General features: G+C 59.7%; 22 protein-coding genes. 16 read left to right on the plus strand and 6 right to left on the minus strand.

Annotated elements, in window-relative coordinates:
• Window positions 1-28 precede the first annotated feature (28 nt).
• The 8 genes from ACI3GR_RS08665 to ACI3GR_RS08700 all read left to right on the plus strand — a co-directional run bounded on the left by ACI3GR_RS08665 (window position 29) and on the right by ACI3GR_RS08700 (window position 8,125).
• Window positions 29-1,468, plus strand: coding sequence for a hypothetical protein (locus ACI3GR_RS08665; RefSeq protein ID WP_407493798.1), 1,440 nt, complete (start codon window positions 29-31; stop codon window positions 1,466-1,468).
• A gap of 540 nt (window positions 1,469-2,008) precedes the next feature.
• Complete coding sequence (locus ACI3GR_RS08670; protein WP_407493799.1) at window positions 2,009-4,462, plus strand: heavy metal translocating P-type ATPase; 2,454 nt, start codon at window positions 2,009-2,011, stop codon at window positions 4,460-4,462.
• A 108-nt stretch (window positions 4,463-4,570) separates the two neighbouring features.
• Window positions 4,571-4,984 carry a MerR family DNA-binding protein gene (locus ACI3GR_RS08675; protein WP_407493800.1) on the plus strand — a complete coding sequence of 138 codons (414 nt, stop codon included), beginning with the start codon at window positions 4,571-4,573 and terminating at the stop codon, window positions 4,982-4,984.
• 21 nt (window positions 4,985-5,005) lie between these two features.
• Window positions 5,006-5,341, plus strand: coding sequence for a hypothetical protein (locus ACI3GR_RS08680; protein ID WP_407493802.1), 336 nt, complete (start codon window positions 5,006-5,008; stop codon window positions 5,339-5,341).
• A gap of 81 nt (window positions 5,342-5,422) precedes the next feature.
• Window positions 5,423-5,851: a c-type cytochrome gene (locus ACI3GR_RS08685; RefSeq protein WP_407493803.1), complete on the plus strand. Its 429-nt coding sequence runs from the start codon at window positions 5,423-5,425 to the stop codon at window positions 5,849-5,851.
• A 1-nt stretch (window position 5,852) separates the two neighbouring features.
• The gene (locus ACI3GR_RS08690) at window positions 5,853-7,241 is read left to right on the plus strand and encodes a multicopper oxidase family protein (protein WP_407493804.1); all 1,389 of its coding nucleotides are present in this window, start codon (window positions 5,853-5,855) and stop codon (window positions 7,239-7,241) included.
• Window positions 7,242-7,265: 24 nt separating this feature from the next.
• Complete coding sequence (locus tag ACI3GR_RS08695; protein ID WP_407493805.1) at window positions 7,266-7,700, plus strand: c-type cytochrome; 435 nt, start codon at window positions 7,266-7,268, stop codon at window positions 7,698-7,700.
• Window positions 7,697-8,125, plus strand: a complete 429-nt coding sequence (locus ACI3GR_RS08700) for a c-type cytochrome (RefSeq protein ID WP_407493806.1) — start codon at window positions 7,697-7,699, stop codon at window positions 8,123-8,125. The genes ACI3GR_RS08695 and ACI3GR_RS08700 overlap by 4 nt, the downstream gene beginning before the upstream one ends.
• Before the next feature lie 30 nt (window positions 8,126-8,155).
• Here the strand turns inward: ACI3GR_RS08700 and ACI3GR_RS08705 are convergent, their stop codons facing one another.
• On the minus strand, window positions 8,156-8,389 hold the full coding sequence (locus tag ACI3GR_RS08705) for a copper-binding protein (protein WP_407493807.1): 234 nt from the start codon (window positions 8,387-8,389) through the stop codon (window positions 8,156-8,158).
• Between the two features lie 167 nt (window positions 8,390-8,556).
• Between ACI3GR_RS08705 and ACI3GR_RS08710 the strand changes: the two genes are divergently transcribed.
• From ACI3GR_RS08710 to pepT, 3 genes are all read left to right on the plus strand, one after another.
• Window positions 8,557-9,822: an NAD(P)/FAD-dependent oxidoreductase gene (locus ACI3GR_RS08710; RefSeq protein ID WP_497204828.1), complete on the plus strand. Its 1,266-nt coding sequence runs from the start codon at window positions 8,557-8,559 to the stop codon at window positions 9,820-9,822.
• 72 nt (window positions 9,823-9,894) lie between these two features.
• The gene (amaB, locus tag ACI3GR_RS08715; protein ID WP_407493808.1) at window positions 9,895-11,403 is read left to right on the plus strand and encodes an L-piperidine-6-carboxylate dehydrogenase; all 1,509 of its coding nucleotides are present in this window, start codon (window positions 9,895-9,897) and stop codon (window positions 11,401-11,403) included.
• 9 nt (window positions 11,404-11,412) lie between these two features.
• Complete coding sequence (gene pepT, locus ACI3GR_RS08720) at window positions 11,413-12,645, plus strand: peptidase T (RefSeq protein WP_407493809.1); 1,233 nt, start codon at window positions 11,413-11,415, stop codon at window positions 12,643-12,645.
• Here the strand turns inward: pepT and ACI3GR_RS08725 are convergent.
• Together ACI3GR_RS08725 and ACI3GR_RS08730 are read right to left on the minus strand one after the other, a co-directional pair.
• The gene (locus tag ACI3GR_RS08725; RefSeq protein WP_407493810.1) at window positions 12,642-13,277 is read right to left on the minus strand and encodes a response regulator; all 636 of its coding nucleotides are present in this window, start codon (window positions 13,275-13,277) and stop codon (window positions 12,642-12,644) included. The genes pepT and ACI3GR_RS08725 overlap by 4 nt on opposite strands.
• Window positions 13,278-13,280: 3 nt before the next feature.
• Window positions 13,281-15,479: a sensor histidine kinase gene (locus ACI3GR_RS08730; protein ID WP_407493811.1), complete on the minus strand. Its 2,199-nt coding sequence runs from the start codon at window positions 15,477-15,479 to the stop codon at window positions 13,281-13,283.
• Window positions 15,480-15,877: 398 nt separating this feature from the next.
• On the opposite strand from ACI3GR_RS08730, the gene ACI3GR_RS08735 reads away from it, so the two are divergent.
• The 5 genes from ACI3GR_RS08735 (at window position 15,878) to ACI3GR_RS08755 (ending at window position 19,607) form a co-directional block, all read left to right on the plus strand.
• Window positions 15,878-16,090, plus strand: a complete 213-nt coding sequence (locus tag ACI3GR_RS08735) for an Arm DNA-binding domain-containing protein (protein ID WP_407493812.1) — start codon at window positions 15,878-15,880, stop codon at window positions 16,088-16,090.
• A gap of 90 nt (window positions 16,091-16,180) precedes the next feature.
• Complete coding sequence (locus ACI3GR_RS08740) at window positions 16,181-17,089, plus strand: tyrosine-type recombinase/integrase (RefSeq protein ID WP_407494884.1); 909 nt, start codon at window positions 16,181-16,183, stop codon at window positions 17,087-17,089.
• Window positions 17,090-17,103: 14 nt separating this feature from the next.
• On the plus strand, window positions 17,104-17,904 hold the full coding sequence (locus ACI3GR_RS08745; protein ID WP_407493814.1) for a hypothetical protein: 801 nt from the start codon (window positions 17,104-17,106) through the stop codon (window positions 17,902-17,904).
• Between the two features lie 96 nt (window positions 17,905-18,000).
• Entirely contained in the window at window positions 18,001-18,246 is a 246-nt protein-coding gene (locus ACI3GR_RS08750; RefSeq protein WP_407493815.1) for a helix-turn-helix transcriptional regulator, read from the plus strand.
• Window positions 18,246-19,607 (plus strand): reverse transcriptase domain-containing protein, encoded by a 1,362-nt coding sequence (locus ACI3GR_RS08755; protein WP_407493816.1) that lies wholly within the window; start codon window positions 18,246-18,248, stop codon window positions 19,605-19,607. The genes ACI3GR_RS08750 and ACI3GR_RS08755 overlap by 1 nt, the downstream gene beginning before the upstream one ends.
• A 1,151-nt stretch (window positions 19,608-20,758) precedes the next feature.
• Here the strand turns inward: ACI3GR_RS08755 and ACI3GR_RS08760 are convergent.
• The 3 genes from ACI3GR_RS08760 to selD are packed head-to-tail and all read right to left on the minus strand — an operon-like array spanning window position 20,759 to window position 23,855.
• The gene (locus ACI3GR_RS08760; RefSeq protein ID WP_407493817.1) at window positions 20,759-21,676 is read right to left on the minus strand and encodes a DHH family phosphoesterase; all 918 of its coding nucleotides are present in this window, start codon (window positions 21,674-21,676) and stop codon (window positions 20,759-20,761) included.
• On the minus strand, window positions 21,673-22,818 hold the full coding sequence (locus ACI3GR_RS08765; RefSeq protein ID WP_407493818.1) for a cysteine desulfurase family protein: 1,146 nt from the start codon (window positions 22,816-22,818) through the stop codon (window positions 21,673-21,675). The genes ACI3GR_RS08760 and ACI3GR_RS08765 overlap by 4 nt, the downstream gene beginning before the upstream one ends.
• A complete protein-coding gene (selD, locus tag ACI3GR_RS08770; protein ID WP_407493819.1) occupies window positions 22,815-23,855 on the minus strand; it encodes a selenide, water dikinase SelD in 1,041 nt (346 codons plus the stop codon). Before selD ends, ACI3GR_RS08765 begins: the two co-directional genes overlap by 4 nt.
• Between the last annotated feature and the right edge of the window lie 94 nt (window positions 23,856-23,949).

A 23,949-nucleotide genomic window follows, 5' to 3' on the forward strand; every position in this document is an offset into this window, starting at 1 on the left:
GCCTCCGCGTTCGGTACAAGAGAACATGATGACGACGCAAACAACCGACGTCGGGCCTAGGCCACGGGTTCCAGCGGATCGAATCCTGGGTGGCATGATCCTGGCTTTGATGGGTTGCGAACTGCTGGCACGCATGACAGATGCAGTGGGTCTTCAGATCGCTGCATGGGGTGTGATGGGCATCACCGTGGTGATGGCGATACCCCGTTTCCGCTTTCGCGAAGCGTATATGCTTAGCCTTTGCGTGGCGCTGTCCGTCATGCTGGTGATCCGGTTCGATGATCCCGTCGCTGAACTGGGCCCCGCCCTGTCGCAGGCCAGTTTTCTGATGGCCTTCGTAATGCTTCTGGGGCTGCTGCACGAAGCTGCGGGTACCTCTCCTTCGATCACAGCGTTGGGTCAGTTTCTCTCCCGGCAGCCGGCTGGTCGGCGCTTTTATGCTCTGTTCGGTGGGACGGGACTTATGTCGATCCTGTTCAACCTCGGGGTGGTCAGTTTCCTTGTGCCGCTGATCCAGCGCGGAATTCAGGCGACGGCCCCGGACGATCCGTTGAACCCGGTGCGCGAAAGACGTCAGGTGTCGGCCCTGTTGCGCGGTTTTGCCTGGGCGGTGATCTGGTCGCCAACGGCCGTCGCCCCCTTGGCCCTGATGGAGCTGATACCCGACATTGACCGACAGCTCTGGATCATCATGGGAATGTGCATATTCCTAGCCTACATGGTCTTCGGCGCGATCGAGGACCGTATCCGTTTCCGCGCCTACAAACCGCGCCCCGGTCAGCACAGCCCATCCTTTCCCGGTCACGCCGTTGCGATGTTTGCGCTGTCGTGTGGATGGCTTTTCGCGCTGGCGATCACGGTCAGCACGATCTTCGACGAAACGATCATCCTTGGCCTTATGGCGGCCTGTCCGGTCATGCTGGTCGGGTGGCTTGCTGTCCAGAACGGCAAGGGTGCCCAGATCCGTTGGTCGGCCTTGGGCCAGCGCCTGAATGGCATAGCGTTCGGGAACCTGCCAAATTCGGCACGTATGGCGGTCACACTTGGATGCGCCGGTTTTATCGGTCGGGCCGCGTCAGGACTAATACCCGCACAGGCGGTGGCGGACGGACTTGGGCTTCAGGGCGTTCCCGATTTCCTGCTGCTATCCGCAATTCCGCCCGCCATCGCCACGATGAGCCTGTTCGGGCTCTCTCCGATCATGACCGCCGTATTCTTCGGCAGTTTCTTTGGGGGGCTTGCGGTTCTGCCTGCAGATCCCACCCTGATTGCGCTTTCGATATCCATGGGTTGGTCCGTGTCGATGCTATTGTCGCCGCTGTCCACGGTGGTGATCATGATCAACCGGGTCGGCAATATCGGGACGACAGTCCTGACATGGCGTTGGAACCTGACCTATGGGTTGCTTTGTATGCTGGCGAACATCCCGGTCTTTGCGCTTTTGGTCGCACTGTTTGGATTAGACTGATCTTGGGCCGATTCACACGCGCATCGCATACAGCGATCTTGCCAACAGGTCCCGCGAACGGGCGGGTTGTCCTAGCCCGCCATCCAACCGCGGAAGCGGGGTACGGGCTTCGGCCTTACCCTCGCCTGAATCTCCGCTTCGGCGGTGCGGCAGGGGTGCCTTCGCGGCCGCAGTGAACTTCCCCTCTCCGCCCGGATTAGACTTTGGCTCCGAGCGCCGCGAACTGACGGATTCCACTGCGTGAGCCAAGATTTCTGACCATGTCTGCCTCGAACCTCATCGATCTCTCTTACGAACTCTGATTTTACAAATAGTCAGAAAGTGGGGTCTGCCGCCAAGTCCCTCCTCCGCTGCCGGACTTTCCCAATGATTAGATCGACTTCCACCGCGCGGCCTGATTTTTCGCGTGGTCGAGATACGCTGTTAGACACCTGATCTTACCGGTCGCCGAAACAAGATCACAAAAACCCCCTTGACCCTCCAGCGACTGGAGACCCCAGATCAGTGGTCCATATCTTTCAGTGAAGGAAAGGACCCGTCATGCCCGCCGCGAAAACCCAGCACTCTGACACCAACGACATCATCCGCGATCCTGTCTGCGGGATGACGGTCGATCCCAACGCGGGCAAGCCGACGGTCGAGTATCACGATCACACGTATCACTTCTGCTCGGACGGGTGCCGCAAGAAGTTCGAAGGCGATCCCGAGGCCTATCGCACCTCGGAAGATCCGGTCTGTGGCATGACGGTCGAACGGGCGACAGCGGCGCATATGACCAAACACGAGGGCGAGCGGTTCTACTTCTGCTCCTCCGGCTGCCAGACCAAATTCGAGGGCGAGCCAGAGAAGTACCTTGGCGACCGGCCAGAGCCGGAGCCGATGCCGGAAGGCACGATGTACACCTGCCCCATGGACCCGGAGATCGTGCAGGATCACCCCGGCGACTGCCCGATCTGCGGTATGGCTTTGGAGCCGATGACGCCGTCGCTCGATAGCGGTCCACACCCGGAATACGTCGATTTCAAACGGCGTCTTTGGATCACCGCCCCAATGGCGGCGGGGGTTTTCCTGCTGGAAATGGGCAGCCACGTCGGCATCCCGTTTGCGGAATGGCTCGGCCACAACGTCTTTGTCGCAATTCAGTTTGTGCTGGCCACGGCGGTGGTCTGGTTCACACGCATGTTCTTTAAACGCGGGTGGAATTCGATCAAGAACCGAAGCCCCAACATGTGGACCCTGATCGGGCTGGGCACGGCGGCGGCCTACCTGTTTTCCATCGTGTCGATGCTGGCGCCTGGGCTGTTGCCCGACCAGATGTCGGACGGCATGGGCATGACGCCGGTGTATTTCGAGGCGACGGCGGTCATCCTTGTACTTGTTCTGATCGGGCAGGTGATGGAACTGGCCGCACGCGAACGGACGGGTGATGCGATCCGTGCCCTGATGGACCTTGCGCCCAAAACCGCACGCCGGGTGAACGGCGATGACGAAAAAGACGTGCCGCTGGATGAGTTGAAGTCCGGCGATATCCTGCGCGTCCGTCCCGGTGACTCTGTGCCCGTCGATGGTGTGGTGACCGAGGGGCGATCGTCCGTCGATGAAAGCATGATCACGGGCGAACCCGTCCCTGTCGAAAAGGTCGAAGGAGAGCCGGTCACCGGCGGCACGCTGAACAAATCCGGCAGCTTCCTGATGGAAGCGCAGAACGTCGGCGAGGAAACGACGCTGAACCGGATCGTGCAGATGGTCGCCAGCGCCCAACGGTCTCGTGCGCCGATTCAGGCGGTGGCCGACAAGGTCGCGGGGTACTTTGTGCCTGCGGTCGTTGCCTGTGCGCTTCTGGCCTTTGTCGTTTGGTGGGCCTTTGGTCCGTCGCCCGCGCTGTCTTATGCCTTTGTCGCCGCCGTATCCGTGCTGATCATCGCCTGCCCCTGCGCGCTTGGTCTGGCGACGCCGATGTCGATCATGGTCGCCTCGGGCCGTGGCGCGAACGCAGGCGTCCTGATCCGCGATGCAGAGGCGCTGGAGCGGTTCGCCAAGGTCGATGCGCTGATCGTCGACAAGACGGGCACGCTGACCGAAGGCAAGCCGACCCTGACGGACGTTGAACCGCAAGGCATGGAAGAGGCGGAGCTGCTGACGCTGGTCGCCGCGCTGGAACGCGGGTCAGAACATCCGCTGGCCGAGGCGCTGGTTGCCGGGGCCGAAGACCGGGGCGCGACGCGCAAGGACAGCACCGATTTCGAGGCCGTCACCGGCAAAGGCGTCACCGGCAAGGTGGACGGGCAAAGCGTCGCGCTTGGCAACAGCGCCTTGATGAAAGACCTCTCGGTCGAGGTGGGTGATCTGGCAGACCGGGCCAAGGCGCTTCAGGCCGAGGGGAAGACCGCGATGTTCGTCGCGGTCAATGGCAAGGCGGCGGGTCTGGTGGCGGTTGCCGACCGGATCAAGGAAACGACGCCGGAGGCCATTCGCGCGCTGCACGATCTGGGTCTTCGCATCGTCATGGCCACGGGCGACGCCGAAGCCACGGCACAGGCCGTCGCCAAAGAGTTGGGGATCGACGAGGTACACGCCGAGGTCAGCCCCGAGGACAAGAACGCGCTGGTGAAGAAGCTGAAGGGCGAAGGTCTGTCCGTTGCTATGGCCGGGGATGGCGTCAACGACGCGCCAGCGCTGGCCGAGGCGGATGTCGGTATCGCCATGGGCACCGGCGCCGACGTGGCGGTGGAAAGCGCGGGCATCACACTGGTCAAAGGCGATCTGGGCGGCATCGTCCGGGCGCGGCGGCTGGCCGAGGCGACGATGAAGAACATTCGGCAGAACCTGTTCTTTGCCTTCGTCTACAACAGCGCAGGCGTGCCGATTGCGGCGGGTATCCTTTACCCCTTCCTCGGCGTGCTTCTGTCGCCAATCTTTGCCGCTGCGGCAATGAGCCTGTCGTCGGTGTCGGTCATCGGGAACGCCCTGCGTCTGCGGGCGAAGAAACTGTGATTGCTCACGGGGCCGCCGTGCCGCGGCCCCGTCACCAAGGCGTGACAGTGTTCGGCTTGACCCTCCAGCCGGTGGAGACTTTAACCTATGCGGCAAAGGAATCGCCTTATGAACATCGGACGCGCCGCGAAAGAGACCGGATTGTCGGTTAAAACCATCCGCTATTACGAAGACATCGGTCTGGTCGATGCGGATCGGGCCGAAAACGGGTATCGCGATTTTGGCGACCGGCAGATCACGCAATTGCGGATGCTCGCGCAGGCGCGGCATCTTGGGTTCGGACTTGAGGAATGTCGCCAGTTGCTTGATCTGAACGCCGACCCTGACCGAGCCAGCCGGGACGTCCGCGAATTGGCCAGCCGTAATCTGGAGGCCGTGCGGGCAAAGATAGACCAGCTGCGCGCTTTGGAAGACGAGTTGAAGTCCTTGATCGGCCAGTGCCACGGCGATGACGCCCCGGACTGTGCAATCCTGAACTCTCTGGCCGGGTCGATTGACCCCGGTTCGCTTCGCAAGGCATAGTCGGGATCAAAGGAAACTACCGTGCGACACGTCTTTGCGATCTTCATCCTGCTCATCACAGCGTGGGTTATTCTGCCCGGTGCTGCGCAGGCGCACGACATGCCGCATGATGCGATGGCGATGGCCGATCGGCAGCCAAACTGCCCGGATTGTCCGGTTTTGGATCAGACCTCTCACCAACGTGCCGCGCATGATTGTCATCATGGTGCCGGTTGTGCCACGGCGATCCCAATGAGCCTGTCATCTGCCAGCTTCCGCATTGCAGCACCAGAGGCCCAGCCAAATTTGAACCCGGACGATTTCGCCATGTTGCGATCCATCGCTTTGGGACATGATCTGCCCCCTCCTCGTATCTGAATATCTGGCAAACAAGCGCTGTGGCATGGACCGCAGGAAAGGCAATCGCGCGGTTCTGCCGCGCAATTCGGGACGTTGAAAATGAAGAAAACACTGTTGGTCGCTGTGGCTGGTGCAGCCATCATAGGCGCGGGCTTTTACCTGACCCAACCGCAAACGTTGCCCCCGGTTGAAGCCCCGGCCGAGGGTGAGGCGATGGTGGATGTCACGCTACCCGCCACCTTGTCACAGGAAGCCATGGTCGGACACCGCGCCTTTGACGCGGTGTGTGCGGATTGCCATGGCGCAAACGCTGCGGGGAAAATGGGCTTTGGACCGCCGCTGGTTCACAAGATTTACGAACCCAGCCATCACGCTGACATGTCTTTTGTGCTGGCCGTTCAGAACGGGGTCCGGGCGCATCACTGGCAGTTTGGCGACATGCCCGCGCAATCCGGTCTGACACAGGCGGATGTCGCCGGCATCATCACATATGTCCGCGAACTTCAGCGCGCGAACGGGATCGACTGAGATGTCTTTGATTTCCCGACGGACCGTACTGTGCGGCTTGGCCAGCGCAGCGGGGCTGGCTGCAATGCCCCTGCGCGCGGCCGAGGCGACCACACTGACCGCTCGTGTCTCGTCGGCGCAGCTTGCCCCACCCGGTTACGCCCCGACCGAGGTCTGGAGCTATGACGGCGGCATACCGGGTCCGCTGATCCGGGCACGGCAGGGTGACCGGATCGTGCGGCGGCTACAGAACGACCTGCCTGTGCCGACCTCGGTCCATTGGCACGGCATCCGCATCGACAACGCGATGGACGGGGTGGCGGACCTGACGCAGGCCCCTGCCGCGCCGGGCGAAAGTTTCGACTATGACTTCGCCGTGCCGGACGCCGGAACCTATTGGTATCACGCCCACAAGAATTCGTTCGAACAAGTTGCGCGTGGCCTCTCTGGCCCACTGATCGTTGACGAGATCGACCCGCCGGATGTGGATCGGGATGAGGTCCTGATGCTGGACGATTGGTTGCTGAACCCCGAAGACGGTCAATTCGCCCAACCCTTCGGCCATATGATGAGCCTCAGCCACGGTGGCCGTCTGGGCAATCTGCTTGGCACCAACGGTCAGTTCGACATGTCCCTGCCGGTCAAATCCGGCGAACGGATGCGGCTTCGGCTGATCAATGCCTCGAACGCGCGGATTTTCGTGCTTAACCTGACCGGGCTGGACGGCTGGACCGTCGCGCTGGACGGTATGCCTTTGGACGCGCCAGCGCCGGTAGAGAGCGAGATCATCCTTGCCCCGGCGCAGCGCGTTGACCTGATCGTCGACGTGACGGCGGCAGATGGCGACATCGCCGCCCTGCTGCGGTTTGACGACGACGACCAGTGGCGGCCACAGGTGCGCATGCCCGTTGCGGGCACCGCAACAAAAGCCAAACGCGCGGCCCCGTCGCCCTTGCCGCCAAACCCCGGCATGGAGATCCCCGGCCTGAAAGACGCACGCCGCTTGGACATGGCGATGGAAGGCGGCGCCATGGGGCGCATGTCCGGCGCCATGATGAACGGCAATCGCATGGGGTTCCGGCAGATGGCGCAGCAGGGACAGTTCTGGGCGCTGGCCGGACAGGTCGGCATGACCGACACGCCATTTGCAGACCTTGACCGGGGCGAAACCCTTCGGCTGAAGATTACCAACGACACAGCCTTTGCCCACGCCATGCACCTGCACGGGATGCATTTCCGGCAGGTGGCCGAGGATGGCACCCTTGGCCCGATGCGCGACACGATCCTCAGCTATCCGGACGAACCGCTTGAGATCGCCTTTGTCGCCGAAAACCCCGGCAAGTGGCTGTTCCACTGCCATATGCTGGGCCATGCGGCCTCGGGCATGACCACTTGGATCAACGTAACTTAATTCCCCCCTCAGGAAGGATTGAATATGAAGAAATATATTGCGATCGCCCTCATCGCCTCTGGCACCGCGGCCTTCGCCCACAGCGGTGTGAAGAACCCTGATGTGATGAACCGCATGATGGGCATGTCGGAACTGGCCAAACAGATGAAGGTTATTGGCACCATGGCCAAAGGCGAGGCAGCCTTTGACGCCGATGCGGCCAACGCAGCGCTTGCCAAAATCTCGGAAGAGGCGTCCTACATCCCCTCGCTGTTTGAGAATAAGGCAACCGATCCCAAATCCGAGGCGCTGCCCGCAATCTGGGACAACTGGGACAGCTTCACCGCCCACGCGACTGAGCTGGAAGAGCTGGCGGGTGGATTGGCTGGCACGATCCAGGCCGAGGCTGACCTTGGCCCGGCCATGGGGCAACTGGGTAAATCCTGCGGGGCCTGCCACGCGGATTTCCGTGCGAAATGAGACTTGGTGTCCTTCTGATCGCCTGTGCTGCTACGACTGCACAGGCCGATCATCGGCTTTCGGGTCGGGATCTGGCTGCAGGCGCGCAGCTATACGCAGAGGCCTGCGCGTCCTGTCACGGCGCGAACCTTGAGGGGCAACCGAACTGGCGTTCGCCCGGTCCCGATGGCGTCATGCCCGCGCCGCCGCACGACGTGACAGGCCACACCTGGCACCACGATACACCGCTGTTGTTGGAATACACCCTAAAGGGCGGACAGGCCGCGCTGGAGGCGCGCGGCGTCACCGGGTTCAAAAGCGGGATGCCCGCATTTGAAGAGACGCTGAGCGAGGACGAGGTTCTGGATATCCTCGCCTTCATCCGTTCGACGTGGCCCGAGCGGGCGCAAGAGGTGCAACGCCAGCGGACGCACGCAGCAGAATGAAGGGCCGCAAGACCGCGGCCCTTCGGTCGGTCACTCGGGCATGATCTCGGTCACGGTCAGCTTGCCCTTCACGCGGTCGGCGGTAAAGGCGACCTCCTGACCTTCTTCCAGCCCTTCCATCATCTCGGGGTCTGCGACGATCCACGCCTTGCGGGTTTCGGCGGCCAAGACGACGGTCGCACCAAGCACGGCGAAATGGGCGTGCTGGAAATTCATCTGTGCGGTAGCGCGGCGCGTTATGACGATCGCCGCAACATGCACCACCGATTTCTTCCAGACGGCGGAATGTGCGGTCGCTAGTTTTGCGCCGCTGGCGACAATTCAAAATCTGGCACATGGCCCAAACCTCTCGGTCCGATCGCCTTGCCTTCCCCCCTTTCCTTTGCCGTCAGAAGATCGCTAGGCTCTTTCAAGATCAGCTCGGGTGATACGTGACGCAGGCAAGCTCAAACCTCTGGACGCAAACGGCACCTTCGGTGGAGGCGACGCCGCCTGACGCCTTGCCGTCGCACGTCGACCTCATTGTGGTCGGCGGAGGATTCACCGGTTTGTCGACGGCCCTACACGCCGCGCAAGACGGCGCGCGGGTTTTGGTGGCCGAGGCCAAGACCATTGGCTTCGGTGGGTCAGGGCGGAACGTGGGGCTGGTGAATGCGGGCCTTTGGTTGCCGCCCGGAGAGGTCGCCCGCAAAATGGGGGAGGCCCCCGCCCGCCGTCTGACACAGGCGCTGGCACAAGGTCCGGCGCTGGTGTTTGAGCTGATCGAACACTTCCAGATAGAGTGTGAGGTCGTGCGCAATGGCACGTTGCACTGCGCCCATTCGTCAGCCGGAATGCGCAACCTGATTGCGCGGCATGACCAACTGGTCGCAACCGGCGCACCGATCGTTTTGCTGGATACAGATGCCGCGCAGAAACGTGTGGGCAGCCGCGCGATTCAAGGCGCGCTTTTCGATCCGCGGGCAGGGACAATCCAGCCGCTGGGGTATGCTCGGGGGCTGGCCCGTGCGGCGCGCAACGCGGGGGCGATGATTGTCGAAGGGTCGCCGGTGCGTCGGTATCGCCATGATGGCCGGGTCTGGCAGGTTGATGTGAACGGGACCCAGATCACGGCTGATGCGCTGATCGAAGGGACAAACGCCAATGGCACCACCCCCGGCCGCTTTGCCCCGCTGAACTTTTTCCAGATGGCCACCGAACCTTTGCCCGATGCCTTGCTGGACGGGATCCTGCCTGGCAAGGAAGGCTGCTGGGACACGGCGACCGTCATGACGTCTTTCCGTCTGGATAAGGCAGGGCGAATGATCGTCGGCGCGATCGGGGGCATGGGTCACGCGGCGTCCGGGGTGCATCGACGGTGGGCCGCGCACAAAATGGCGTCGCTTTTCCCTCAGCTGGCCGGGCTACCCCTGACCACCGCGTGGAGCGGCGTGATCGCCAATACGGCCGATCACTTGCCAAAGGTGCTGCGGCTGGGGCCACGTGGCCTGTCGGCCTTCGGCTATTCGGGTCGCGGAATCGGCACGGGCACGGTGTTTGGCAAGGCAATGGCGCGCGCGGTTCTGTCAGGTGATGAGGGCGATCTGCCCATCGCGCCGATCGACAGCTACCGCGATCCCCTGCCCCGATTGCGCGGCTTGTATTACGAAACGGGCGCATTGGCGGCACATGCCCTTGGGGCAGTTCGCGCAGGGTAACGGCTGCCCTAGATCTTTGCCTCACGCCAGCGATAGGGTGCCGCCAACACGTATTCGAAAGGACCGTTGACCATGACGCTAGCAGAGACCACCCGCGACACCATGAAAGCCTGTGGGGATACCACTGATCTTAACGTGTCGGGCGGGATGGAGATCGTGTCCCCCGTGACCGGAGAGGTCGTGGCGACCCTTGCCACTGATGACGCGGCCGCGACCGACGCTGCCATCGACAAGGCCCGCGCGGCCTTCAAGGTTTGGCGCATGGTCCCTGCCCCGCGCCGCGGAGAGCTGGTGCGCCTGTTCGCCGAAGAGCTGCGCAAATCCAAAGAAGACCTTGGCCGCATGGTCAGCATCGAGGCGGGCAAATCCCCGTCCGAGGGTCTGGGCGAAGTGCAGGAGATGATCGACATCTGCGATTTCGCCGTGGGTCTGTCGCGTCAGCTTTATGGCCTGACCATCGCCACCGAACGCCCCGGCCACCGGATGATGGAGACGTGGCACCCATTGGGCGTCGTAGGCATCATCACCGCGTTCAACTTCCCCTGCGCGCCGTGGTGCTGGAACTCGGCCCTCGCGCTGGTCTGCGGTGATCCGGTGATCTGGAAACCGTCCGAAAAGACGCCGCTGACCGCACTCGCCTGTCAGGCAGTGCTGGACCGCGCGTTAGAGCGGTTTGGCGATGCGCCCGATGGGTTGTCTCAGGTCTTGGTCGGCGGACCGGACGTCGGCGAAGCACTGGTAACCAGCGAAAAAGTCGCGCTGATTTCGGCCACCGGGTCGACGCGCATGGGGCGGATTGTGGGGCCGAAGGTCGCCGAACGCTTTGGCAAATGCATTCTGGAACTGGGCGGGAACAACGCGGGCATCGTCTGCCCCTCGGCCGATATGGACATGGCGCTGCGGGCGATTGCCTTTGGCGCGATGGGCACGGCGGGGCAGCGGTGCACGACGATGCGGCGGCTCTTCGTGCATTCCTCGGTCTACGACCAGATCGTTCCGGCCCTGATCAAAGCTTATGAGTCCGTCACCATCGGCAACCCCCTGACCACCGACGCGCTGGTCGGTCCGCTGATCGACAAGGCGGCATTCGACGGCATGGGCAAAGCGTTGGAAGAAGCCAAGGCATTGGGCGGTAAGGTCCATGGCGGCGGTCGGCAGGACGTGGAAAGCGATGCGGCCTATTATGTGCGTCCGGCAATCGTGGAGATGCCCGAACACGGCGGTCCGGTGCTGCGCGAAACCTTCGCTCCGATCCTGTATGTCATGAAATACGACGACTTTGACGCGGTGCTGGAAGATCACAACGCAGTGGGCGGTGGTCTGTCGTCGTCGATCTTCACCACCGACCTGCGGGAAATGGAGACGTTCCTGTCGGCGCGCGGATCGGACTGCGGGATCGCCAATGTGAACATCGGCACCTCGGGCGCGGAAATCGGCGGGGCGTTTGGCGGTGAAAAGGAAACCGGCGGCGGGCGCGAATCCGGGTCGGACGCGTGGCGCGCCTATATGCGCCGGGCGACCAACACCATCAACTATTCCACCGACCTGCCGCTGGCGCAGGGCGTGGTCTTTGACATCTGAGGACAGCCCATGAGTTTTGATCAAGAGCTTGAGGACCGGCTGGTCCGCTATTGCGCCGTCGACACCCAGTCCGACGCCGACAGCCCCACCGCGCCATCCACCGATATTCAGCTGAACCTGTCCCGGATGCTGAAGGCCGAGCTGGAGGAGATGGGCGCGCAGGACGTCACGCTGACCGATTACGGTGTGGTTCTGGCGACCATCCCCGGCACGGCCGAGGGCCCGACCATCGGCTTTGCCGCGCATGTGGATACCGCGCCGCAGTTCAACGCGACGGGCGTCAAGCCGCGCGTGATCAAGGGGTACAACGGCGGCGACATCACCTATCCGGACAACCCGGATCTGGTATTGTCACCTGACAATTTCCCTTATTTAGGGTCGAAACAGGGGCATGACATCGTCACCGCATCTGGTCTGACCTTGCTGGGGGCGGACGATAAGGCGGGTGTCGCGATCATCATGACCGCCATGCATCATCTGTTGAAAAACCCCGACATTCCGCACGGCCCCATTCGCGTGGCCTTCACCCCGGACGAAGAAATCGGGCGCGGCGTCGGGCCAGAGCTGACCCGCGATTTTGCCGCCGATTTCGCCTATACCTTCGACGGCGGCAAAGTGGGCGAGATTGAATACGAAAGCTTCAGCGCCGACGGGGCCGAGATCATCGTTAAAGGCGTCTCGATCCACCCCGGTTATGCGACCGGCAAGCTGGTGAACGCGATCCATCTGGCGTCCAAGATCATCGATATGCTGCCGCAGCAGACGATGGTGCCGGAGCTTACCTCTGGCCGCGAAGGGTTTATCCACGCGACGGATATGGAGGGCGGTTCGACCGAGATGCGGATCAAACTGATCCTGCGCGATTTCGAAATGGACGGGCTGGAGCAGAAGGGCGAGATCGTGCGCAAGGTCTGCGACGCGGTCCAAGCAACCGAGCCGCGCGCGCAGATCAGCTGCACCATCACACCGCAATATCGCAACATGCGCTATTGGCTGGAAAAGGATATGACCCCCGTCGATCTGGCTCGTGATGCGGCCAAATCCCTAGGGTTAGAGCCTGTTTCGGTCCCGATCCGCGGCGGCACGGACGGGTCACGCCTGACGGAAATGGGGATCCCCACGCCTAACCTGTTTACGGGGATGCAGAACATCCATGGGCCTTTGGAATGGGTGTCGGTACAGGACATGGCGGTTGCGACAGACCTGTGCCTGAGTGTCGCGCAGAAAGCGGTCAAAGCCTAACGCGGGGCCAGACCAAGCCGGGCGGCGTGCCATGCGGCCTCTGCCCGGCTGGAAATCCCCAGCTTGCGATAGACGTCCTTGATATAGCCCGCGACGGTGTTTTCGGTGATGCCAAGCGTGCGCGCCACCTCGGCATTTCTTAACCCTCGCCCGATCAGCGCCAGCACCTCGGATTCGCGATCGGTCAGGTTCAGGTCTGAATTCTCGGACGGTCCGGTATAGCGGAAATGCTGCATGATCCGCCGCGCAATCGACGGTGACAGCGCGGGAACCCCATCGGTGATCTGCTGCAACTGACGGATCAGCACCGCGCCGGGACTTTCCTTTAACAAATACCCATCAGCCCCCGCGGACAGGGCAGACACCACCGTCGCATCGTCCCCCATCACGGTGGTGATGATGCAGGTGGTATCAGGTGCGTCGGCCTTGATCTCTCGTAACAAGGTCAGGCCGGACCCATCAGGCAACCCCAGATCCAGCAGAGCGATGTCGTAGCCGCGCGGCATCATCTGCCGTGCCTCCCGGATCATCGAGGCGGTTTCGACAATCGTGTCCCCCGGAAAGGCCCGTTCCGTCAAAGATTTCAGCCAGTCCCTCGTTTCGCTGATGTCTTCAAGGATCAGGACGCGCATCTGTTATTCCCCTGCTTCTTTCAGCGCCATCACCTTGGGCGTGGCCACCAGCAGCGGCAGGCGGGCGGTCAGGACGGTGCCTTTGCCCTCTGGCCCGGTTTCGGCGCTGAACCGACCGCCACGGGCATTCAGCCGGGTGGTCAGGTTGCGCAACCCATTGCCAGAATGCGGGTCGACCATAGCCGTCTGGGTAGCCAGCCCGCGGCCATCGTCGCCTATGGTGATGTTCAACCACTCCTGCCCGCCGGTGCGGTCGGTTGTCACGTCGACCCAAGCGGTCGTGGCACCGGAATGGCGTAGAATGTTTGACGTTCCTTCGCGCAGGATCGCCCGGATCGACGACACCACGATGGGCGCGGCGTCCACATCCGGCAGATCGCCTTCGGTCCAGTTCAGCGCAACATCGACCGAACTCAGATGCTCTGACAGCTCTGCCCGCAGATCACCCAGCAAGGTGTGCAGCGGGAAGGGATCCCCGCCGGGGTTCGACACGATTTCACGCAGGTCGGTCAGCGTTTGCCGGATCAGCGCGTTCTTTCTGTCGTCCGACCCTGAATGCAGCGCGCCCAGCAGCTGCGCCCCGATATGGTCGTGCATGTCGCGGTTGATGCGATGGCGTTCCTCTTCTGCCCCGGCCGCGTATGCGCGGCGGCGTTCGACGACCTGTGCCGACATCTGGATCACCGCCTGCACGGTGTGAAGATCGCGGGTCGAAAACAGCCGCCTTCCCCGATGCGCCCAGTACATCCGCAGGTCAGGCGACCCTTCGATCCCGGGCACGTCCATCGCTTCACCATTTTTCAGAAGGGTTGCATGGCTGACGGGCTCCGGCGCGCTTTCGATCGACAGCGGGTGAAACAACTGGTCCAGCAGGCGGCGCATGGCCTGCTCCTGCGCGGCGGCCCCGGGGGCCAGCGCGGCATTGGACACCAGATCAAACAGTTCGGTCGTGGTGATGCTTTTGCGGCCCGTGAACAGCTGCGACAGGTAATCCCGGGCGGGCAGATAGACGAAGGCCACCACCAGCAAAGCGATCGAAAACGCGGGGATGCGGTCGATCGCGACGGTGTAGATCAACAGCGCATCAAGGATCAGCAACAGCGCGACGCCGCCTGCATAAAACAAGGCGCGGAAGGCCCAGAATTCCAGTTCGAACAGTTTATAGCGCGCGACACCCGCGGCCAGCCCGGCATAAACGATCAGGAACAGCGCGAAGGCATAGCCCTGACTGATCTGAGGCGAAAAGCCCATCGCCTGCGGCAAAGCGATCAGCGCGACAAAACTGCCCGCCCCGATGGTCACCGACAGGCCGAACCACCGCATCGCGGCGCGGGCCGAAGGGTTGCCGCGCGTCGCCCAGACCTGACCCGCTGCGCCCAAGAGGATACCGATCATCAGCACCAAGGTGGGGATATGGATCAGCATCGCGGGCGCGTCACTGAAGCGGAAGAACGACAGGACGATCCAAGCCCCGAAGAATAGCGATATGCCCCAGATCAGCCATTTTGGCAGGTACCGGACCGGGTAGGTCAGGAACAGACACATCATGCCCAAGCCAAACGACAGCGCGCCTGCAGAATTCAGCGCAGACCCCCAGGCAAAGACGCCTTCGGGCAGGGCCAGTTCGCGGGTGGAATACATCGCCGCCGCGTGAGAGGCCGCCATCAGGCCCACCCCCGCCAATGCCAACCAGCGCGAGGCGACTTCGTTCGGGCGCAAAGCCATGACCCACCCGCCGACCAGCATGCTGGTGACGCCCACGAAGATCTGAACCCAGAAAACCAGCGGCAGGTCTGCCACGGGCCGATTCTGCGCCAGCGTCGCCGGGATCGCCACCTGCGCGGCACCACGCTGAATCAGCAGGTCTGCCTCTCCGCTTTGCAGCATCTGGTCCATCTGGCCAGACCGCGCGAAAAGCGCCTTCATATCGGTGGTCGTCGGCAAGCCATCGGGCTCTTCGATACGGTCCGCCGGGGTAATTGGAATGGACAGGTCGCCCTGCTGCAGAGCAAGCACCTGATCGCCGCCTTGCAGGGCATCATCCCGTGCTGCAGCCCAATCGGTGACGATCACGGCGTCATCAGCGGCGACCAGCGTCAACCCAACCCAAGGGCGGGTCAAAGCAACGGACAGGACAAGGATGGTGGAAAAGGCAGCCGCCAATCCAAGACCGATCAGCGGGGCAATGTGGAGTCGTCTCAATTCAATGTGCTTTCGCTAGTACCAGATAAAATTCTGGGGCTGGCGTTAACCTAAACTGACTTTGCCTAATTGCTCCCCCCCTGTTCAGGGGGGTTCAGCCAGATCACCGCGCCCGCGCGAAAGGTTAACACGAGATACAGGAAATACAGGATTTTTGTTTGGGTTAAGTGGTTTACCCAAACATGCGTGCTGAAATTCTAGAGAAATCTGACCGGGAAGGCACTTTCCGGTGGAAAGTGCGTGGTGCCGCTGAAGGGCACTGCATACCTGATACATGTCGTGCCATGCTATTGCGATAGGTTGCCAGCAATTTGATTTCAAAAGTTTTCTGTTCTCAGTCTGTCGCAGTTCATCCCATTCTGTGCTACGTATATGGGTGGATGAAAAGGTGGATAATCATGCCCGCGCTTCATAAGTTAACTTCCCTAGAAGTACGCAACACAAAACCTGGCAAGTACAACGATGGTGGAGGTCTCTGGTTTCACAGGCGGAGCGATGGCGGCGGCCAGTGGTTCCTACGCGTACAGATCCACGGTCGGCGGCGCGAGATGGGTCTGGGTTCTGAGATCGCCGTATCGCTCAAACAGGCGCGGCTAGAGGCCCAGAAATAGCGCACCGTCGCGAAAGCAGGCACTGACCCTATCAAAGAGCGGCAGCGACTGGCACGCGAAGCGACAAGGGAAGGCAACACACTAAAGCAAATCGCGGAGGCAGCGTTTGCCGCGCGTCAGGCCGAACTCAAGGAAGACGGGAGAGCAGGTCTATGGTTCTCGCCCCTCGAACTCCATGTTCTGCCCAAACTGGGCCAGGTTCCGATCGAAGAGATTGATCAGCGTGATATCCGCGACGCGCTTTCGCCGCTCTGGCACACTAAGGCCGAGACGGCTCGAAAGGCACTCAATCGACTGGGCATAGTGATGAAGCACGGCGCAGCCTTAGGTCTCGACGTAGACATTCAGGCGACAGATAAGGCCAAAGCCCTCCTAGGCAAGTCCCGGCACAACGCCACGCATATTGCAGCAGTGCCTTGGCAGGAGGTCCCGGATTTTTATGAAGGATTGAAGGCTCCAACCGTCACGCATTTGGCGTTACGAATGCTAATACTGACCGCTTTGCGATCGAAACCAATTCGGTTTTGTCGACATGAACAGATCGTCGGGGATACGTGGATTGTGCCTGCAGCGATTATGAAGTCGCAGAAAGGTAGGGAAGCCGATTTCCGCGTTCCCCTTTCGACCGAAGCACTCGCCGTAATCGAAGCAGCACGGCCGCATGCTCGCGACGGCTACTTGTTCCCTAGCGTGCGCAAAGGTGTCATCAGTGATGCGACCATGTCGCGATACATGGAAAGACTGGGCATGGCAGCCCGGCCGCATGGCTTTCGCTCAAGCTTCAGGACATGGTGCGCCGAGGCCACTGACACACCGCGCGACATCGCCGAAACCGCGCTGGCGCATACCGTCGGGAATGCTGTCGAACGCGCTTACCGGCGCTCAGATTTTCTGGAGAAACGCCGCATACTGATGGAACGATGGGGACGGTTTGTTACGAAGCAAGACAGCGTCACGGTCTTGCCGATACACGCCAGGCTCGACGAAGTATCTAAATGACTGGGAGGCAGCGTTTGCCGATTGATAGGCCGACAAAGGCGCAAGAGGAAAGATACCTTGAACGCCTGCTCGGCGCGGACCCCACACCGGGGGAAATCGTAGACATGTGGCGAGATCGTCACCCACGCGATCAGATTCCCGAAGACCTTGATGGCCTTGAAATAGAAACAATCTATGAAAACAACGACATGCCGCCCGCCGCGTGTCTTCAAAGTGTGAACAACATCGACAATGAACTTTGGAGGGCCCGCAAAAGAGCCGGTTTGGGCCGACTAACAGGTGTTCTGGACGCGATAGACATCTGTCATGAAAACGGTCGGATGCAGCCTGAATGGTTGGTAGTTTGGACCACGAACATGCTCGGATCGCTGGCAACGAAGGACACGGCAAAATCGATTCAGGGCAATCACAAACAAGAACTCCAAAAACTGAAAATTAGTCAACGCGCAAGAACGGCTCACCGTGTCTATCGCTGGTGCGGCGCCGTTGATCCCGTATCGGAGCACACCAACCGGCTGACTAGAATGCGCTTCACCGAGGCCCAGGAAAATGCCGCAAAATCTGAAAATATCGACCTGAACCCTGACAAAATGACGCAAGACGTCGCTTTCGAAATTGCGTCGTTTCTTTTGAAGGACACCTGGGCCGCTGGATCTCATGAAACGATACGCGCTGCATACTATGTGGCGATAAGTGAAATCGGCCACGTACTCAGAGCGGGTAAATTGAAACCGCGCCAGCTGGACTACCTCGGATGGGATTTGGAATTTGTTCGCCCTAATACCTTGGAAAAAATTGGTATTCCGCGTTTTTGATTGCATGGGTAAAAAATCGCACATTTCATTACCTAGTTATCTCGTCCTATCTCCCGCAGGTTCGCCCCATGCAAATACGTGCCTGGAGATGCCAAAGTGGATGATGATAATTTTGAAAGACTGCTCAAAGTAGGTGAAGTCGCCAAGCTACTCGGCGTTTCCGTTTCGACGGTTTGGCGGCATGTAGCAAATGGCTCTTTGCCCGAGCCCGTGCGCTTCGGTGGCATCACCCGCTGGGCGCAATCCGAGCTTGCCAATTGTCTCGATAAAATGAAAGCTGAGCGCCCTGAGGTTGGCACGAACCCCACTCCGCACCCGGTGCGGAAGACGAGGGTAGGCTAATGACAGAGAAAAACCGTAGGCAGGATGCCCGCGACAAACCTCGGCGTTCACGAAATTCATCGATGAAGACTCCTAAGCCTGTTTCGGCGGAGAATGGAGCCCCGTCAGTTCAACCCAAGCGCCCCAAGCGACTACAGCGGCTGACGTTTGCGCGCGCTGAACGACAAGTGAGAAAGCTTAACAGACATGCGCGAACCGCACGCGCGCTGCATGAAGCCCCGAGCTCGCTTTCTGAAAAGTTCGTCGCCGGTGTGGCGCTATTTGAAGCCAACGAAGCCATACTACGAAGCTATTCAGCCCGCCTCCTCGCCGCACGTGAAGCCATCAAAGATTTTGACCCGCGCGAGATCGAATACTCTCCGGCTGAGCTTGCCCGGCGGATGGACGCCTTCGCACCATGCGATGAACCAGTGCAACTCACGTTGAAGCCGAAGCCTGACGGTCACTTCCGGCCTACCTTGAACTTCGGCGTTGAACGTCGTGCGCAGCAAATCCTAGTTAGGAACCTCATTTCTGTTCAATTCGGCGAACGGCCATGGGATCAAAAACTTTTCAACGGTGGTACTAAAGCCGCCATAGAACAGATCAAAGCAAACTACGAAGAAGGGTACAAATTCGCGTGCCACTTGGATGTCGTAGAATGCTTCTCGAGCTTCAATGTAGAGAAAGTCGCGCAAGAGCTTTCTCTGCCTGAAGAGGTGGCGAACAATGTCCTCACGGGACAGAACTTCGCTATCGAACATTCCTCTACTATTAGGGAGGATCGTGTTCCCTTTAACTCCATGAACCCTCGTCTCAGCGAGGAGTACTTGGAAAAGGCTCGGCGCGGATTGAGCACAGGGAGCAAGGTTTCGCCTTTGATTGCGGATGTGATGTTGTCACTGGTTCACATCGCCTTGGTGGATGTTGGAGACATCAAGGTGACGAGCTTTGCCGACAACTTCATGGTGCAAACAAGGGACAGAGCAATGCTCCGAAACGCTGCTCACAGCCTGCGCGACGCGCTCCAACAGCACCCCGCTGGGCCGCTTGGGGAACACAAAGTCGAAACGCTTTTGGCGCCATGGGACCCATTTGAGTTTTTGGGGTATCATCTCGAACCGAATGGAACCCGTCTCATGGTTACAATGTCACGTGATAACACTGAGAGAGCACGGCTAATCCGCGCCAACTGCTATCAAGAGTTGCGTGCTGCGATTTGTGAAGAAGAGATTTCGAACATCGTTTTAGAGACGGACAAAAAGCATCGGTCGCTCGTCTACGCTTTTGGAGCCTGGACCGGTCGCTTGCGGTTTCATGATAAAAAGATGCGCAAGATACGCATTTTCGCAAAGCGGGCGCTCGATGCGGACGCAAGCTGACCGCAAAATGGCCAAACGATTTAGAGGAAAATCCGGATGGGTGGCTACGGCTCAGGGCGGCACAGCGGGATTCTTCCGCTTAGTTTAAACGACTTGCCGACGTTTGACATTGATCGGTTTGTACGGACTCACGGCTCCCGCGAGCTGAATTATGTCGTGCACCGGCTGTCGTTTGGCGGAACCGTCGCGATAAAGAAAACGGCAAGCGCGATCCACTTCAGCTATTTTGCCGGACCGCACCAACAAAAGCGTCGATGTACCAAATCGTCTCACACACTTGAGCACGTCGCCTGCAGCAAAGGTGGTACCCGAAGCCACATCGTTTGCGGACACACCGCACCGCACGGCCCATGCCGACACCGGTGTCGAGTACTGTATTTTAAGGATGGGCAAACAATGTGCCGAAATAGCTGCGGCTTACCTTATCGAACGCAGCAAGGCATGTGCGCCGCGGCCCACGCGCGCCTGAATAACCTGCGAGCAAAACTCGGCTGCGCACCCGGTGCGGGCCCGCTCATACCGCCACGTCCCATGTATATGCGCACCACAACCTATTTTCGCCTTTGCAATGAAATTATTGTTTCTTTCGCCGTTGTGACCTCGCAGGAAGGCGCTGTTCAACAGCGTTTGCTCCACCTATTGAGCTCGTGCAAAACACCAGCATCGGTGAGACAATTAGACCGAAAGACCGAAGATACTGAATAGTTCGCACATGGCGCGACCTAGCGCCGAAGTATACACTCAACGGCTGCTAAGTTCGGTTGAGAAGCAGACCAGGATTAGATCGACTTTTTTTATGTCAAATGTATTACTCGTGAAGCGGCACAGCGGAAAGAATAGCTACGCAGTTGGCGCATGAGCCTCAATGCTTCTCGACCCTAGCGCTGAGTAAAGCGCGCGACCAATTCCGGCCCGGAGCTGCCGCTCACGTTGAAACCAAATGCTGCGATGCAGCTTCCCCAAAGCGGACGTCCAGGACCAAATCCAGGTCCCATCGGTTTACGGTAACGATAACCGAGAATTATCGTTACCGGCAAAGAGGGCGGTTTTTTGGAACTCTTGGGGAAATTGCTAACACTGATAGTCGAACGTGTTTCTACCGCAGACCAGAGGTCTTTTTGCTGCCTGACGGAGAACGTAGTCGCACTCTATTAATCCAGCATAACGCGTGAGAAGTCTCGCAGCATCATCTTCCTCAGTCGAAAATTGGGCAGGCGACACTCGAACAGCGCGCTTTTTTGAGCCAGGTCAACGCCATAGTATTCTGCTAGTTTTTCAGCAATTCTGATCTGGGTCGTTACGAGCGATGTTCGCTCGGCGCTCCTTGCTGCGACAACCACAAGATCAGGCAGTTCTTCTCCTGCTGCGACAAGCGACCCAAGACTTTCAATAGCTCGAGCACCATCATGAACCTCAATTTGACCCACGCGAAAGCTCTGTGTTGCCGTCAATTCGATTTCCTTCGTATCGGTGGCAATTGCTCGCTTCAGATTCTTGAAGATCCCATAGTCCACCTCCTGAAGAAACCGCTCTCGCCAATCAATCTCGAAGGCGAGCATCCCTTCAATCATCTCGAGGGCGTCCCGGTCGCGTTGCGTTGTCAGAGGAAGCTTAAAGCATACAGTGTTGGAGACGATGGCACAACAAAGTGCCTTAAGCACACCAGCGGAGAGGTGTTGGGCGGCTTTTAGAGAAAGAACCTCTTCCCAGATGAGCGTCGCGGCCGCGCCCACAGGTTCGATGGAGGCTTTCGCATCAGATGAGGCCCAAAACTCCTCGTGACCAAAGTGATGATCAAAGACAGCGACGACCTGTTCTATGGCTAGCGCCTTGGGAATATGCGCTGGATCTGAAAGATCAACCAAGATTACATCGGAGTTACCTTTAGGGCATGGCAGTCTAAATGCCGGGTGATGATGAAATTCAGCCGGGATCGTGAGGTTTGGCGGGCCCGGCAACCACGCAACCGCATTTTGCCCTTTATGCCTAAGAGCCTCCGCCAGCGCGGTCGCGCAGGCGAAGGCATCGATGTCGCTGTATGCCGACCCGCTGGTGATCAAGACCGTCATGCGGACGACGCCTGTTCACTCAGGCGTGGCACAACAGTCCTGAGCAACTGGATCGCTTCTGCGATGTCGGCCTTTGATGTCGACCAACTTAAACTCACGCGCAGACTGGCGCGCCGTCGCGCGACAGAAACGCCCATGGCCTCAAGTACGTGGGAAGACGCCCGACCGGTCGTACAAGCGGAGCCTGCAGAGATTTGTAGAGTCGGGACCTGACGCATGAGCAGGTTAGCATCCACGCCTTCGAATCCACCATTGAAGTTACTGGCAAGTCTTCCGTGCATAGTCCCGTTCACGAAGAAGCCTGGTAAGTCTTGCACTCCCGTCATCAGGGTATCGCGGTAGCGACGCATGCGTTCGGCGGAACTGTTCATTTCCGCGATTGCCGCGTCCAAAGCGGAAGTCATACCCGCTATTAGGGCAATTGGGGTCGTCCCAGCACGAATGCCAGCCTCCTGCCCACCGCCGATTATTTGAGGTACAAGGCTTGAAATCAGGTCGGGCTTGACGATGAGAGCGCCGGACCCGACAGGACCACCGAATTTATGGCCGGACACCGTCAACGCATCCGCTCCCAGTTTCTCAAGACTCACAGGAATCTTGCCGACAGTCTGTGCCGCATCAACATGAAGAATAGCCCCCTTCTCACGGCAGACCTCGGCAATGTCTCGTATTGGTTGAATGACACCGGTTTCGTTATTTGCGTGCATAACCGATACAACCGAATTTGAACTAGTCAGCTTTCCGCGCAGATCATTCGGATCCACGCGTCCGTCAGTATCGACATCGCAAGTCAGAAAACGCGTGCCGATTTGACTGAAGGCTTCACCGGGTTGGAGAACGGATTTGTGCTCGATTGCGCTAGCCACGAATAAACCACCGGGGCGAACTAGTGACTTTAGGAACAGGTTGTTCGCCTCGCTCGCGCCACTACAGAAGATTACTCCGTCGGTAGACGCACCAAGGTGGCTTGCCATCGTGCCGCGGGCGCGTTCGAGTCGCGCCAGTGCGGAACGGCCGCGATCATGAGCTGTGGCGCTGGGGTTTCCGAACCCTTGCGTTAGGTGGTGCGTGATTGTTGCCAGCGCCTCTGGGCGCGGCATTTCGGTCGCTTGTGCGTCCAAGTAGATTGATGTTTTTGTCATGACTTGCCCTTTTTTACCTTGCAGTAATGCGTGGCGCGCTTACGAACCTCGCCGATCGCCACAGCCTCGACGCCATTGCGGTGGGCAACCTCGATGACTTGCTGGACCGCACCCCTCGCGACTGTGGCGAGCAGCCCGCCATTGGTTTGCGGATCAGCAAGAAGCATCTTCTCGCCATCGCTCAACTTCTCTTTGCCGGCGACTTGTGCTTCCGAGAACTCCCAGGTCGAAGCAGCAAGCTGCGGAACGAACCCCGTTTCCGCCGCGCGTTTCGTTCCAGGCAAGGCAGGAATGTCGTCGACGTTGATCTCGATCGTCACGTTGCTTGCGATCGCAACCTCCAAGCTATGGCCGATAAGGCCAAAGCCGGTGATATCCGTAAGGCTTGAGACAGCTGAAATCGCACCGAAGTCCTTGCCAACGGAATTCGCCGTCAGGAGCGTCTCCTGAGCCACTTTCCAATCAGCATCGATCAGGAAACCGACCTGGCGGGCGGCAACCGCAATCCCATTTCCGATGGGTTTTGTTACCAGAACCACATCGCCCGGTCGCGCACCGGACTTGCGCTTGATTTGCGCAGGTTGCGCCGTGCCGCGGACCGCGAGACCAATGAGTGGTGCGGACTGCTCGATAGTGTGCCCACCAACTATTTGGCAGCCGACTCTCGAACAGGAGTCCATAAGGCCACGCATCATCTCGCGGCCGACTGCAATTTTGGTCTTCTTGTCGATCTGCGGCAACGCGAGGATTACCTCCGCCCATTCCGGCTGAACCCCACACGCAAAGATATCGCTTAAAGCGTTCAAGCCACCGATCAAACCCGCATGGTATGGGTCATCCAAAACTGGGTTCTGGAAGTCGACCGAAGTGACAAGCACGTCACCATTCGCGAGCTCAGAGAACGCCGCGTCGTCGGCAGACCCATTGTCAGCTAACAACGCCAAGGCGCCCGTCCCGTTAAGCATATCGTCAAGCTGGTCAGCCGGTAGCTTGCAGGAGCAACCTCCCACCGCGGAAAATTTTGTTAAGTCTTGCACTTGCTTCTCCCTTTAGCTGGTTCTAGTGAGCAGCGGCTTGGCAATTTCGCCGCTCTACAGGCAGCAAGTAGAGATCAGGGTAAACGCACGGAAG

This window comes from Pseudooceanicola aestuariicola (assembly GCF_045763785.1).
In the GTDB taxonomy this organism is placed as follows: Bacteria; Pseudomonadota; Alphaproteobacteria; order Rhodobacterales; family Rhodobacteraceae; genus Pseudooceanicola.

Bases quoted from the DNA above. Each gene is read 5' to 3' on its own strand.
- ACI3GR_RS08665 (WP_407493798.1), top strand. From the start codon at position 29: ATGACGACGCAAACAACCGACGTCGGGCCTAGGCCACGGGTTCCAGCG.
- ACI3GR_RS08670 (WP_407493799.1), top strand. From the start codon at position 2,009: ATGCCCGCCGCGAAAACCCAGCACTCTGACACCAACGACATCATCCGC.
- ACI3GR_RS08675 (WP_407493800.1), top strand. From the start codon at position 4,571: ATGAACATCGGACGCGCCGCGAAAGAGACCGGATTGTCGGTTAAAACC.
- ACI3GR_RS08685 (WP_407493803.1), top strand. From the start codon at position 5,423: ATGAAGAAAACACTGTTGGTCGCTGTGGCTGGTGCAGCCATCATAGGC.
- ACI3GR_RS08690 (WP_407493804.1), top strand. From the start codon at position 5,853: ATGTCTTTGATTTCCCGACGGACCGTACTGTGCGGCTTGGCCAGCGCA.
- ACI3GR_RS08695 (WP_407493805.1), top strand. From the start codon at position 7,266: ATGAAGAAATATATTGCGATCGCCCTCATCGCCTCTGGCACCGCGGCC.
- ACI3GR_RS08700 (WP_407493806.1), top strand. From the start codon at position 7,697: ATGAGACTTGGTGTCCTTCTGATCGCCTGTGCTGCTACGACTGCACAG.
- amaB (WP_407493808.1), top strand. From the start codon at position 9,895: ATGACGCTAGCAGAGACCACCCGCGACACCATGAAAGCCTGTGGGGAT.
- pepT (WP_407493809.1), top strand. From the start codon at position 11,413: ATGAGTTTTGATCAAGAGCTTGAGGACCGGCTGGTCCGCTATTGCGCC.
- ACI3GR_RS08725 (WP_407493810.1), bottom strand. From the start codon at position 13,277: ATGCGCGTCCTGATCCTTGAAGACATCAGCGAAACGAGGGACTGGCTG.
- ACI3GR_RS08735 (WP_407493812.1), top strand. From the start codon at position 15,878: ATGCCCGCGCTTCATAAGTTAACTTCCCTAGAAGTACGCAACACAAAA.
- ACI3GR_RS08755 (WP_407493816.1), top strand. From the start codon at position 18,246: ATGACAGAGAAAAACCGTAGGCAGGATGCCCGCGACAAACCTCGGCGT.
- ACI3GR_RS08760 (WP_407493817.1), bottom strand. From the start codon at position 21,676: ATGACGGTCTTGATCACCAGCGGGTCGGCATACAGCGACATCGATGCC.
- ACI3GR_RS08765 (WP_407493818.1), bottom strand. From the start codon at position 22,818: ATGACAAAAACATCAATCTACTTGGACGCACAAGCGACCGAAATGCCG.